The 12,536-nt window shown below is 69.0% G+C and carries 11 protein-coding genes; 4 read left to right on the forward strand and 7 right to left on the reverse strand.

All coding sequences use genetic code 11. The features are described from left to right. Positions 1–141: 141 nt before the first annotated feature. From ACO4JP_RS07745 to ACO4JP_RS07760, 4 genes are all read right to left on the reverse strand, one after another. Entirely contained in the window at positions 142–735 is a 594-nt protein-coding gene (locus tag ACO4JP_RS07745) for a hypothetical protein (RefSeq protein WP_425956799.1), read from the reverse strand. 39 nt (positions 736–774) lie between these two features. After that, positions 775–1,029, reverse strand: coding sequence for a hypothetical protein (locus tag ACO4JP_RS07750; RefSeq protein WP_425956800.1), 255 nt, complete (start codon positions 1,027–1,029; stop codon positions 775–777). Positions 1,030–1,347: 318 nt separating this feature from the next. Then, on the reverse strand, positions 1,348–2,982 hold the full coding sequence (locus tag ACO4JP_RS07755; protein WP_425956801.1) for a VWA domain-containing protein: 1,635 nt from the start codon (positions 2,980–2,982) through the stop codon (positions 1,348–1,350). 2 nt (positions 2,983–2,984) lie between these two features. Continuing rightward, the gene (locus ACO4JP_RS07760; RefSeq protein ID WP_425956802.1) at positions 2,985–3,692 is read right to left on the reverse strand and encodes a hypothetical protein; all 708 of its coding nucleotides are present in this window, start codon (positions 3,690–3,692) and stop codon (positions 2,985–2,987) included. Positions 3,693–4,104: 412 nt separating this feature from the next. On the opposite strand from ACO4JP_RS07760, the gene ACO4JP_RS07765 reads away from it, so the two are divergent. From ACO4JP_RS07765 to ACO4JP_RS07780, 4 genes are read left to right on the forward strand one after another with little or no spacing between them, the layout of a single operon-like run. Continuing rightward, entirely contained in the window at positions 4,105–5,241 is a 1,137-nt protein-coding gene (locus tag ACO4JP_RS07765; RefSeq protein ID WP_425957069.1) for an ROK family transcriptional regulator, read from the forward strand. Between the two features lie 40 nt (positions 5,242–5,281). Continuing rightward, a complete protein-coding gene (locus ACO4JP_RS07770) occupies positions 5,282–6,628 on the forward strand; it encodes an ABC transporter substrate-binding protein (RefSeq protein ID WP_425956803.1) in 1,347 nt (448 codons plus the stop codon). A 3-nt stretch (positions 6,629–6,631) separates the two neighbouring features. Further along, entirely contained in the window at positions 6,632–7,567 is a 936-nt protein-coding gene (locus tag ACO4JP_RS07775) for a carbohydrate ABC transporter permease (RefSeq protein ID WP_425956804.1), read from the forward strand. Next, positions 7,567–8,400: a carbohydrate ABC transporter permease gene (locus tag ACO4JP_RS07780; protein WP_425956805.1), complete on the forward strand. Its 834-nt coding sequence runs from the start codon at positions 7,567–7,569 to the stop codon at positions 8,398–8,400. Before ACO4JP_RS07775 ends, ACO4JP_RS07780 begins: the two co-directional genes overlap by 1 nt. A 30-nt stretch (positions 8,401–8,430) precedes the next feature. Here ACO4JP_RS07780 and ACO4JP_RS07785 read toward each other — a convergent pair whose 3' ends face one another. The 3 genes from ACO4JP_RS07785 to ACO4JP_RS07795 all read right to left on the reverse strand — a co-directional run bounded on the left by ACO4JP_RS07785 (position 8,431) and on the right by ACO4JP_RS07795 (position 12,471). After that, positions 8,431–9,210, reverse strand: a complete 780-nt coding sequence (locus ACO4JP_RS07785) for a uracil-DNA glycosylase family protein (RefSeq protein ID WP_425956806.1) — start codon at positions 9,208–9,210, stop codon at positions 8,431–8,433. A 41-nt stretch (positions 9,211–9,251) separates the two neighbouring features. Further along, entirely contained in the window at positions 9,252–10,955 is a 1,704-nt protein-coding gene (locus ACO4JP_RS07790) for an amidohydrolase family protein (protein ID WP_425956807.1), read from the reverse strand. A 100-nt stretch (positions 10,956–11,055) separates the two neighbouring features. Further along, positions 11,056–12,471: an FAD-binding oxidoreductase gene (locus ACO4JP_RS07795; protein ID WP_425956808.1), complete on the reverse strand. Its 1,416-nt coding sequence runs from the start codon at positions 12,469–12,471 to the stop codon at positions 11,056–11,058. Positions 12,472–12,536 lie beyond the last annotated feature (65 nt).

The raw sequence follows: 12,536 nt of genomic DNA on the forward strand, positions 1-12,536 counted from the left end.
GCCCCCACCACACCGGTGAGCGCACGTGTGGGGACAGGATTTCGACTGTCATCTGGGTTTCCTACCCCGAGGTAGGAACTTCCGCTGGGTCGATGGCGCATCGTTCACCGCCTACCGCCGCGCGATGAAAGCTGGCATGACCTATGACGGCTTCGCCTTCCGCGCGGCATACTCGGCCGGCGTGCGGGGCGGCCGGTGGGGCAGCTCGACGTCCTTCTGCGATGCGGGCGTGAACGTTGTTCGGGGCGATGCCGGGGCCGGTTCGTCGGGCTTGCCCGCCATGGAGAACGCGCGCGGCATCTCGCCGCCGTGGTACTGCATGATTTCCCGGAATAGGCGGCCGCGGAGTCGATAGAAGTCGGAGCGGAGCTGGTCGAGCTGCTCGACCGTCCACCGAGACACGGCCTCGCCGCCGTTCTTGCCCCGTGGGTACTGGCGCCATGTCATCCCGCCGTCCTCATAGAACGGCCACGGCTCGCCATGGATCAGGTGGTTGCGATCGGTGGTGAGTGCCTGCACATGGGCGGCCAGCGTAGGTCGGTTGCGGTCATTGAGCCGCCTCACCAGATGGCCGCCGGACTCGCCCAGAATGATCTTTCGTGCCTCATCGGGGTCCTCGCCCGCCTCGGCGGCGAGGCAGACCAGGAACTCGGCGACCACCTTCTCCAGAGTGGCGGCGGCAACAACGACGTTGCCCAGAGCTGCGGCGTAGCCGTCTTCCTCGACGTCGGTCATGACGTTCACTGTAGGGACGCGCGCCGACATGGCCCCCACTCACAGCCCCAGCGCCGCCCAGCCCCATCGGACGGGGCGGTGGGCCGAAGGTGCGGAGGCAGGCGCTGGCGACGACGGGGCGAGCTGGTCGACGTCGGGCAGCTCGCCGCCGACCATGGCGCAGCCCCGATGGGCGCGCCGTCGGGTGCCGTCGGGCAGCCGGATGGTGCGCGGTCGGGCGTAGCTGGAGACCTCGCCGCCGTCGCCCAGCACCCCGGACTCCAAGGGCAGCTCGCACAGCGGGCAGGTGTCCACGGGGCCATCGTGGCTCGCCCTGGCGGCCGGGGCGCGGGGGGGCGAGCTGTCCGTCATTTGTCCGTCGCGGAGCCAGTCGGAGCCGGTCGATGCGAACGTGGTCGGTCGGTGAAATCGTTGAAATCCCGGGGATTTCCAACGCTACCGCCGTCCTGTGAACGGAGCCGGTCTGTACCGTTTGTTACGACCTCCGGAACCCGGCGTACAGACCGAGTCGTCCGCACACCCGCCCCACCTGCGAAAACAGGTGGGGCGGCGTTGTCTGTCATGTCCTCATCTATGCGTGGATGCCATCGCTCGAAACCGTAGTGCCAAGGTTCAGAGTTGCGCGGTGAATAGCTCCTTGATCTTGCTGATCACGTCGTCCGAGTCGGCCGAGGTGAAGTACGCCTCGTTCATCGAACTGATCGCCGTCAACTCATCCACGTTCGCGTTGTACCCGATCGTGTACACGGGAATGTTCAGCCCGTCGATCACCGAAGCCACCCTGCTGAGCGAAAGTCCCTCGTTCGTCTCACCGTCGGACAGCAGGAAGATGCGCAGCGACGGATTGTCGTACTTCGGTGCCGCGTCCGTGAGCATCTTCATCGCAGCGAGCAGGGCATCGTTAGTGGCCGTGCCACCTTCTGCCTGCAAGGAGTTCACCGCACCCTGGAACAGGGAGTGTTGCGCGTCGTTGAACGGGGCCAGCGGCAGGTCCACGGTGATGTCGCTCGCGTACGAGACCAAACCAACCTGGTAGTCGGCGCTGACGAACCGTGCGCCGGTGCGAAGTGACTCCTGCAGCCTCGCCAGCGGCAAACCCTCCATCGACCCCGAACGGTCCGCAACGAACACGGACAGCACCGTTCGACCCGCGTCCTTGGTCTGCTTCCACGTGGACAGCACAGACGTCAACTGGGCGCCGTCCAACCCGTAGTCCACACCTTTGTAACCGCCCGAAGGGTTGAACCCCATACGAGTTGCCGAAGTCTGAGCGTCATCCGACTTCAGGAACTCAGCGAACTGGGTCAGCACCTGGCGTTCCGGCTCGGAGACACCCGTCGCGTACAGAGGCGAGTCGTGACGCTCCCCGAACGGGACGAACGTCCAGTCGGCGAGGGTCGGGTCAGACTTCCACGATTGGTACTCCGACAGGATGACGTTCGCCAGGCCCCTTGACGCCAGCATCACCGTTTCGGCGGTCGTGGGGGAGACCGGAGGCGTCGTCGCGGCGACACGGACCAGTCCTTCACGAGCCGCGCCCGACAACGGGTTGGCTTCGTCGAAGTGGCGCAGGATCGTAACCAGCGCGTTCAGACCGGTCGAGGACACGTTCGGGTCGGTGGACGCCAGCGTTACCTTGCCCGACACGACCGCGTCGATGACATCATCCGGGGTGACCCCAGACCCGAGCTCTGCCGCGACTTCCGGTTTGAGCAGGAATCCTGCCGTGTTGCCGGTCAGGCTGGCGGACACCTGGTCCATCCGGACACCCCGGGACTCCAGAATGTTCGCCCACAAGGTGTTCGCCGGCGTGAACGCACCGGGTAAGTGCTGACCTGAAGCGATGTACTCCACGGCCAGACCGGACGCGATGGGCCGGATGCTCACCGACACATCGTTGTGAGTCCGGTTGAACTCCTTTGCCTGGACATCAAGCCACTTGTCGCCGCTCTTCCCAGCCTTCTCGGTGGAGGAGAAAATCTCGACGTTCAGCGGAGCGTCACCCTCGACGGACATCGGGTACTTCACGTCGATGTCCGGCAACTGGATGGTCTCGTCCGCGCCGACCCACGAGTTGTCCCGCCCGTGAGCAACCTCCTCAACCTGGATGTCCTTCACCAGGGCGTCCAGCTTCTCGGCAGCCTGGTCGGGCGTGAGGTTCTTGTCCACGTCTCCGCCGGTCCCGCACCCGGTCAACAGCAACGTGGCTGCGGCGACGACGCCGATAAGCTTGGCTGACTTCTTCATCGTTACTTCCATTCCAGATCCCGGACCTGCGAGTCCAACGTGTCTAGATACGAACGGATCTTGAGATCGGCGTTTCCGTCGCCCTGCTCCTCAGCAACCAAGGTGGTGACCTTCCGGTTGGCCTCCCCGGCCTGGTCTAGCAGGGCACCGTTGCGGTCAAGCAGTGCCTGCATCGACTGTCGGTCGTTGCTCACCGCGTACGTCGCGAGCTTCTTGCAGTTGACGGCCATCTGCGTCTCCATCGCGTCGAACAGTCGATGCAGGTCCGGCCAGGCGTCCGGGGAGGTCGAGGCTGAGAGGATGGCCTCGAGCATGTCCCGCTGAGACTTCATCTGCTGGACCTGCCCCTTGGCCAAGTCCAGCTCCTTGACGTGGCTGAACGGCCTGGCGGAGCGGTTCAAGACCGTCATCGCCGACTCCAGTGCCGACTTCGTCGGCGGCTTTCCGCGGTCCCGTCCGTGCCTGCTTCGGAAGAGGATGAAGGCGGACGCCGCAAAGCCTGCCGCCATGATCAACAGCCACGTCAATGCGCCGGACTTGAACCTGTCAGCGTTGAGCACCCCAGACGAAGCGATCAACGTCGAGCGCCCCACGATGCTCAAAACGAAGGCGGTCGCGGCCAGGGCCGAACCAACCAACGTGACTCCGCAGGCGACCTTCAGCCACAACGCCGCTTTCGGAGACAGCGACCCGAGCCGTCTGCTGCGCACCAGCAATCCCCTTCCCGTGGGCCTGCCCACCACCTATGCGCCGAAACGTACTGGATCGCGAAGATCGCGTCGGACCTGGGGATCAGCGAGTCGTGCTTGCGCCGGCGGATGGCGCAAAGACGGCGTCGACGCGGGCCGCGGTCACCGCACCGACGCATCTATCAGAGGTTCGGCTTCAGCCTCGCCGACGAGGAGCGCCACCACAGCTTCGGGCACGACCTCGTCGGCCAGAACTGGGTCCTCGACCTGTCCGACAACGCCAGGAGCTAGGGCAGGGGCTCCACATGCGCGGCGCAGCATTCGCCGATGCTTGTCTGTTAGGAAAGTTGCCTGTTAGTTTGAAACGCACACGGTCGACGACGATCGAGGTGACGCCACGGACACTCAGGCCACACCCGGTACCCCCGGGCTGCTGCGCTCGCTCAACGACCGCACGGCGCTCTCCCTGATGCTCGAGCGCGGTCCGCTGACGCGCACCCGCCTCGGCGAGCTGACGGGGCTCTCCAAGCCGACGGTGTCGCAGGTCGTCGCGCGCCTCGAGCGCGCGGGCCTGATCGTCCCCGTCGGCGCCGAGCCCGCGGCTCGCGGACCCCAGGCCGCCACGTACGGCGCCCGGATCGACGGCGAGCTGGGTGTCGCGGTCGACGTCACGCCCCATGCCGCCCGCTCGACGCTCGTGGACGCGGCGGGGACCGAGTACCCCGTGGCCGAGGTGCCCCTGGCGCGGGCGGCCGCGGATCGAGGCGCGGTCGGCGACGTCCGCGCGGCCATCGACGCAGCGTGCCTGTCGGCGGGCGCCGACCCCGCGCGCGTCGGCGTCGTCGTGGTCGGCCTGCAGGGCGCCGTCGACCCGCGTACCGACGACCTCCGGTTCACCGGCCTCCTCCCAGGGTGGCCGCGCCGCGCACCACGGGCGCACCTCGAGGCGGGCCTCGGCGTGCGGGTGCGGATCGACAACGACGCCAACCTCGCCGCAGCCGCGGAGCGGGCTGCCCGCGCCGGGCGGTTCGCCGATGGGTTCGCCCTGCTGTGGCTCGGCGAGGGGCTCGGCGCTGCGGCCGACCTGGGTGGCACGCTCCATCGCGGCGCGTCGGGGGGCGCCGGGGAGATCGGCTACCTCCCGGTGCCGCGGGCCGCCGCCGACCTCGACCCGGCGGCGCGCGACCTCCAGGACCTGCTCGGCGGCACCGCCGTCGCGCGGGTGGCCCGCGGCCACGGCGTACGCGGCCGGACGTACGAGGCGGTCCTCGCGGCGCTCGCCTCGCACAGCGGCCGCCGGCCGGTGGTGGAGGACCTGGCCCGTCGCATCGCCCTCGGCGTCGTCGCCGTCCTCGCAGTGCTCGACCCGCCGCTCGTCGTGCTCGGCGGGCCGACCGGCGCCGCCGGTGGTCCGGAGCTTGCCGAACAGGTCCGGGCCGAGGTCATCCGAGTGTCGCGATGGTCGCCGCAGGTGGCGGCCACCGCAGTCCCCGACGATCCCGTCGTCCGCGGCGCCCGCGAGCTGGCCGCCGCCGACCTGCGGGCCCGCCTGCTGGAACGCATCGCCTGATAGTCACCACCCACGCATCACCGAACTCGAGGAGCCAACGATGACTTCACGCATCATCGGGCGACGGGCCGCCGTCACCTCCGCGGTCGCCGCCCTCGCCACGCTCGGCCTCGCCGCGTGCTCGGGCGGCGGGACCGCCACACCGACCGTCGCGGCGTCGGCCCCGCCGACGGTGACGGGCACCGTCCACTTCTGGCACTTCTTCACCGACCGCGAGGCGGCGGTGATCCAGGGCGTCGTCGACGACTTCCAGGCGGCCAACCCCGGCGTCAAGGTCGAGGTCGAGTCCGGGCAGGACGACGAGAAGATGCGCCAGGCCATCTCCGCCGGCCAGCCGGTCGACGTCGGGCTGTCCTACTCGACCGACCAGGTCGGCCCGCTGTGCTCGTCGGGCGACTTCATCGACCTGGCGCCCTACATCCAGCGCGACGGCGTCGACCTCAACCAGATCCCCGACGCCGTCCGCGGCTACACGGAGTACGACGGCAAGCGCTGCACCATGCCGGCGCTCGCCGACGTCTACGGCCTCTACTACAACAAGACCCTGCTGTCTGCGGCCGGCTACTCCGAGCCCCCGAAGACTCTCGACGAGCTCGCCGACATGGCCGTCAAGCTGACGACCTTCAACAAGGACGGCTCGATCAAGACCCTCGGCTTCATGCCGCTCCTCGGGTACTACGAGAACTCCGAGGCGCACTGGGCACCGGCCACGGGCGCCAAGTGGCTCAACGACGACGGCACGTCGGCCGTCAGCTCGTCGCCGGGCTGGGCGGAGTTCTTCACCTGGCAGAAGTCCGTGATCGACAGGCTGGGCGGCTTCAAGAAGCTCTCCGACTTCCAGGCCGCTCTCGGCCAGGAGTTCTCCGCGCAGAACGACTTCCAGACCGGCCGCGTCGCGATGAACGTCGACGGCGAGTACCGGACGGCGTTCATCGCCGACCAGGCCCCCGACCTCGACTACGGCACGGCCCCCCTGCCGGTGGGCGCCGACCACACCGACCTGTACGGCGGCGGCTACGTCACGGGCAACATCATCGGCATCGGCAAGGGCTCGAAGAACCCCGAGGCCGCGTGGGCCCTGATCAAGTACCTGACGACGGACACCGGCGCCCAGGTCAAGCTCACCAACGGCCTGAAGAACGTCCCGACGTGGAGCCCGGCGCTCGAGTCGGCAGACCTCAAGCTGCCCGACCAGTTCAAGACGTTCATCGACGTCTTCCACGACAAGAACCTGGTCACCACGCCTCCGGCGAAGATCGGCGCCGAGTACCAGAACATCCTCGGCACCCACTCTCAGGACTGGCAGTCGGGCAAGGTCACCGACCTCGACGCCATGCTCAAGAAGGTGGACGACGAGATCAACGCCGCGACGCAGCTGGCAGGCTGAGCGGTGGCGTCGTCTGCTCGTCGACGGCGCGAGTGGGTCGCGCTCGGCTTCATCGCCCCGGCGCTGCTCGGGATGGGCGTGTTCTTCATCTTCCCGCTGGTGATGACCGTCTACTACTCGTTCATGGCCTTCAGCCTGTCGACGCCGCCGCACTGGAACGAGTACGCAAACTGGAAGTACCTGTTCGGCGGCGACCCGCTGATCGGGCAGGCGACGCTCAACACGCTGTGGTTCGTCGCGATCCTCGTGCCCGTGCGGATGGTGGGCGCCCTGTTCGTCTCGTGGGTGCTCACCCGCGCGCGGCGCAGCTCGGGCGTGCTGCGCACCGTTTACTACCTGCCCGCGCTCATCCCGCCGGTCGCGTCGACGATCGCGTTCGTCTTCGTGCTCAACCCGGCGAACGGGCCAGTCAACGTGTTCCTGCGGCGCCTGGGGATCGAAGGTCCCGGATGGTTCACGTCCGAGACGTGGTCCAAGCCGTCGCTGACGTTCCTCGGCCTCTGGGTGCTCGGCGACCTCATGGTGATCTTCCTCGCCTCGCTCCTCGACGTGCCCATCGAGCAGTACGAGGCCGCCGAGCTCGACGGTGCCAACGGGGTGCAGCGGTTCTGGAACGTGACGATCCCCAACATGGTGCCGGTGCTGCTGTTCGCGCTGATCACCGGCGTGATCAACGCGCTGCAGTACTTCACCGAGCCGGCCGTCGCCTCGGCCACCGCCCAGGGGAAGGCGACTGTCGGCGCAGGCACCAGCGGGCTGCTGGGATGGCCGGGGCAGTCGACGCTCACCTACGGCCAGCTGCTGTACCAACGAGCGTTCGGGGCCAACCTCATGGGCTACGCCTCGGCGATGGCGGTGGTGCTGTTCGCCGTGACGGCGGCCGTCATCGCGGTGCTCCTGCGGCAGTTCCGTGCCCTCACGCCGGAGGTCGCCGGCTGATGCGCGTCCGTCATCGCCCGCCCCTCGTGTGGGTGGCCGACCACGCCGTGTTCCTCGCGCTGGCACTCGCGTTTCTCGCGCCGTTCGCGTTCGTCGTCATGACCGCGTTCATGTCCGCGGGACAGGCCGGCACGACGTTCTCGTGGCCGACCGAGTGGCACCCCGAGAACTTCGCGCTGGTCTTCCAGAAGCTGCCGATGCTCAAGTACTTCGGCAACTCTCTCCTGTACGCCGTGCTCGCGACAGTGTTCATGCTGCTCTCCTCGGTGCCGGCTGCCTACGCACTGGCCCGCATCCGGTTCCGCGGCTCCGGGATCTTCTTCCTCGCCATCATCGCGATGATGCTGCTCCCGCCGCAGGTCACCACGGTGCCGCTCTACGTCATGTGGGCCCGCCTGCACCTCACCGGGACGCTCTGGCCGCTCATCCTGCCCAACCTGCTGGGCGACGCCTTCTCGATCTTCCTGCTGCGCCAGTTCCTGCTCACCATCCCGCTCGACTACACCGAGGCCGCCCGCCTCGACGGCTGCGGGGAGGTGCGCACGATGCTGCAGGTGATCGTGCCCATGGCCAAGCCGGGCATCGCGGCCACCGCGATCTTCCTGTTCTTCCACTCCTGGAACGACTACTACGGGCCGCTGCTCTACACCTCGGAGAACGAGTCCGCGTGGCCGGTCTCCTACGCCCTGGCGCAGTTCCGCGGCGCGCACGCCGTCGACTGGAACCTCACGATGGCGGCGACGCTCGTCGCGATGGTGCCGGTCGTCGTCATCTTCTTCTTCGCACAGAAGGCGTTCGTCCAGGGGGTGACGTTGACCGGCGTCAAGGGGTAGGCCGGTAGGCCCTCCTGATGCAGCGTCGGTTCAGTCCGCACGGCGTGGGGCCTGCCAGACCAGCGTGTTCTCGGGGTCCGTGGTGGGGCGTTCGACGGAGTTGTTGTGCCGCGGGTGAGCCTGTCGCCCCCATCGGTCGTCGCCGAACCACTCGGGGAGCCCGAAGGGCAGGTCCGGGGCGGGAATGGCGGTGTAGTCGGCTTCGGTGAAGCTCTGGCCGTAGTTCGGGCTGGTGTTGCTGCGCCCAGGGTCGGGCGTGACGACGTCGCGAAGCTCGGCGATGGCGGCCCGCCATCGGTCGAGGAGGTCGCGGGTGTTGTGGCTGGACGGATGCGGAACGCCGAAGACAGGGACATCGGGGGCGTCGTTCCACCGTCCGTAGGCTTCGCGTGCGTTGACACCGAAGGTGACGACGGCTTGCAGTGCGGGGCCGGTGACCAGGTCGAAGAGCCGGTTGTTCCACGTCTTGAACGGGTCTGTGGCCAGCAGGGGCAACGCCTCCTGCGCCCGGCTGGGGTGCAGCGCGTAGGGGAAGGCGTTGACGAGCACGTAGCTGTGGTCGAGGCCGAGCTTGCTGAGGAAGCCTTGGACGCGCTGGCCGGCGTCGCCCACGAGGGTGCGGCAGGCGATGCGCTCGGTGGGCCCTGGGTCGGAGGCGATGGCCAGAACCTTGGCCGAGGTGTCGAGTCGGCCGCGGTAGAAGACCGGTCCCCAGTCGTACCAGAACAAGTCTCGATGGTCGGCGTAGGACGGCAGGGCAGCGAAGTGGTCGGCCACGGCACGCGGTGGGCCCGGATCGTACTCGGTCATGGGCGGCTGCCTTCCCTGGTGTCCGGATCGCTATCGAGCAGTCAGTGGATGACGGTGGCGTGCGCCTCGCCGAGCTGCCGCAGCTGTTGCCGAACATCGGCCGGGACGTTGTCGGCCGCGCCGAGCGCCTCGTAGAAGCCCGGGTTGTCGACGGCGGCCAGCGGCTCGAGCTGCAGCGCCTGCAGCGGCAGCGGCGCGGCCATGGCCAGCAGCTCGGCGTCGCGGTTGCCGGGCAGGTTGGGGCCCGTGAGCCGGCCGCGCAGCGGAAGGTGGGGCCGCGGTGACATGTGGTTGTCGACCACGTTGGCGACGGCCAGCAGGCTTCCCGCGACCTCGCCGTCTCGGCCTACCTCGCTGACGGCGGCGCGCAACGGCCGAGGTGTGGAAGGCGTTCCCGCGGGAAATGCGGCCAGGGCTGCCTCGAGCCGGCGTTCGGCCTCGGCGACGGTGACAGCGGCGACCCGCGCGTCGGCGGTGGCCTGCGCCAGGTTCAGGAGTCGGGTGCGGCCGCCGATGCGGATCTGCTCACCGGCCGCGCTCACGTTCGCCCGCGCCTGCAGACCAGGCACCAGGCTGGTCATCAGACCCGGAGTACCCACCCGCGTGATGCCGTTGATCATCACCAGGTGCATATCGGCCTCGGTGGCCCGGACAAGCTGCCCGTACGGGTCGTCGGTGCGGCCCGCGAGGACGATGAGGTCCGCGCGCTTGCCCGGCTCGAGGCTGCCGAGGCGGGCGCCCCACCCCAGCATCTGAGCCGGGGAGGTGGTGGCCATCCGTACCAGCTCCAGATCGCTGAGAGGAATGCCCACGGCGTCGGCGTAGATGCGGGCCACCTTCAGCTCACCCAGCAGGTTCTTGCTGCCCGACGGCGACCAGTCGGACCCCAGCGCCACGGTGACGCCCGCCCGTCTCGCGGCCTCGACGTCCGCCGTCTTCCCGTAGAGCAACAGGTTCGACAGCGGTGACCAGACCATGGAGCCACCGTGGCCGGCGAAGACCCGGAAGTCCTCGGCAGTCAGCGCGGCGCAGTGGATGCCGATCAGGTTCTCGGTGATGGCCCACCGGCCGTCGGCCAGGTGCAGGGCCGCGAAGTGGTCGTGAGCGGGCCGGTCGACCCCCTCGCTCAGGTGCAGCAGCAGCTTCTGGGTCCCGGAGATCCGCGCCAGGAAGTGCTCGGCGTCCGTGGCCTCGATGTCGGCGATGTGGGTGGCCGCGGGCGGGAGGTCCGGGTCGCCGGTCGACTCGACGTTGCGCACCAGTCCCCGGAAGTGGCTCACGATGCCGGCGTTCGAGGCAAGCGCGATGCCTTGGCTGGTCGTCGTCCCGCCCAGGAGGGCGCGCACCTCGACGTACCGCACGATCGCCGGCACCACCTCGGGTTGCCGGCCCAGCACGCCCATCGGTCCCGAGATGAGCTGGTGGTACTGCGGCGTGGACTTCCCGCTCCACTGGTCCCGGTTCGTGAAGCGCCGCGGCACCGGCCACAACGACAGCACGTCGTAGGGGAGGTGGTTGTGCAGCTCGATCAGGCCTGGGAACAACGTGCCGTGCGTCGGTGTCACCTCGACGGCCTCGAACCCGGCCGGCGGCGGCGCGGCAGCCGGCCGCACGTCGATGATGGCACCGTCGCGCGCGTAGACGACTCCGTCGTCAAGGACGGTTGCCGCGCGATCCAGGCTGACGACCCGGCCACGCAACGCGACGGGTGGAGAAGACGCCGGATCGATCGCAACGCCACTCATCGCAGCCTCCGTCAGGAACCCTGGACAACGTCCTAGCCCCGGACGGTGGAATCAGCAAGCGCTGTCCTTCCCCCTGTCGCACCACGGCTGATCCGGTGGACTACGTCTGACTCACGCCGGGCTCGATGTTGTGGTTGAACCGGAAGACGTTGTCGGGATCGAACGCGCGCTTCACCTCGGCGAGCCTCCGGTACGTCTCGGGCGGGTACGCCTGCTTCGCCAGCCCGCCCTCGCCGGTGAAGTTGGTGTACGGCGCCCCGTCGCCGTGCGTGGCCATCGCGTCACGCGTCGCGCGCGCCCAGTCGGCGACGGGCGGGAGCTCGGCCGCGGTCGGCGTGCGGCCGATGCAGTTGACGAGGAACGGGGCGCTGCGCTCGGCGAACGCCGTCGCGTCGGGGGCCACGCGGCCGAACGCGCCGCCGAGGTGGTGCACGTGGAGCTCGGAGGTCACGGGCGGGGCTGCTGCGGCCTGGTGCGCGGCGCTGAGGACGGCGATCCCGGCGTCGGGCAGGTCGTCGACAAAGGCGGAGGTGAAGTAGTTGGCGGCGCCCCGAGCCCAGAGCGGGTCCAGCAGCTGCTGCAAGGCGACGTAGGGCAGGGGCGCGAACAGGTCCGCGATCGGGTCCCCGAGCCGGCGCAGCGGCTCGACGACGTCCATGCCGGCCTCCTGCGGCCCGGCCCAGCACCCCAGGATCACGGCGACCTTGGTGCCGTGCACCGACTCGGGCAGGAAAGGCAGGGGCGGCGCACTGGTGAGGTTGACCATCGTGGAGAGCTCGTCGGGTGCGTCGGCGACCGCCTCGCGCCAGCCCGCGAGCACCTGCCCGGCCTGGTCGCCGGGGTAGAAGATCACCCCTCCGAGCACGGTCGGGCCGACGGGGTGCAGGGCGAACTCGAAGGTGGTGACCACGCCGAAGTTGCCGCCACCGCCGCGCACCGCCCAGAACAGGCCGGGGTTGGTGTGCTCGTCGGCGCGGACCACCTCTCCGGAGCCGGTCACCATCTCGACGCCGACGAGGTTGTCCAGTGCGAGGCCATGCTTGCGGACGAGGTGCCCGACGCCCCCACCGAGGGTGAAACCGCCGACACCTGTCGAGGAGACGAGACCTCCGGTCGTCGCCAGGCCGTGCAGCTGCGCCTCGCGGTCGAACTGCAGCCACGTGGCCCCGCCCTGCACCTGCGCCCGCCCGGTGGCCGGGTCGACGTGAACCGCGTGCATCCCGCTGAGGTCGATGACCATCCCGTCGTCGCAGGTCGAGAAGCCGGCGATGCTGTGCGACCCGCCGCGCACCGCGATGGGGAGGCCCTCGCTCCGGGCGAAGCTGACGGCCGCGACGACGTCGGCGACGCCGTCGGCCCGGACCACCAGGGCCGGCCGCCGGTCGATCGACCCGTTCCACACGTGCCTCGCCTGGTCGTACCCCTCGTCGGGCGGGGTGAAGACCGGACCTGCGAGCGCGGCTCGCAGCTCGCCGAGCGTGGCATCCCCGAGTCGGGGCATCGATCGCGTGTCCATCTCTCCTCCTGGTTCGTGACTGTCGTGCTCGATGCCGACGACGCTAGGCGTGGCGACTTTGCACC

Origin of the sequence: Xylanimonas sp. McL0601 (assembly GCF_049852175.1) — a bacterium.
Classification (GTDB): Bacteria; Actinomycetota; Actinomycetes; order Actinomycetales; family Cellulomonadaceae; genus Xylanimonas.

Coding starts and splice junctions, on each gene's coding strand:
- ACO4JP_RS07745 (WP_425956799.1), bottom strand. CDS start 735: ATGACCGACGTCGAGGAAGACGGCTACGCCGCAGCTCTGGGCAACGTC.
- ACO4JP_RS07755 (WP_425956801.1), bottom strand. CDS start 2,982: ATGAAGAAGTCAGCCAAGCTTATCGGCGTCGTCGCCGCAGCCACGTTG.
- ACO4JP_RS07770 (WP_425956803.1), top strand. CDS start 5,282: ATGACTTCACGCATCATCGGGCGACGGGCCGCCGTCACCTCCGCGGTC.
- ACO4JP_RS07780 (WP_425956805.1), top strand. CDS start 7,567: ATGCGCGTCCGTCATCGCCCGCCCCTCGTGTGGGTGGCCGACCACGCC.
- ACO4JP_RS07785 (WP_425956806.1), bottom strand. CDS start 9,210: ATGACCGAGTACGATCCGGGCCCACCGCGTGCCGTGGCCGACCACTTC.
- ACO4JP_RS07790 (WP_425956807.1), bottom strand. CDS start 10,955: ATGAGTGGCGTTGCGATCGATCCGGCGTCTTCTCCACCCGTCGCGTTG.
- ACO4JP_RS07795 (WP_425956808.1), bottom strand. CDS start 12,471: ATGGACACGCGATCGATGCCCCGACTCGGGGATGCCACGCTCGGCGAG.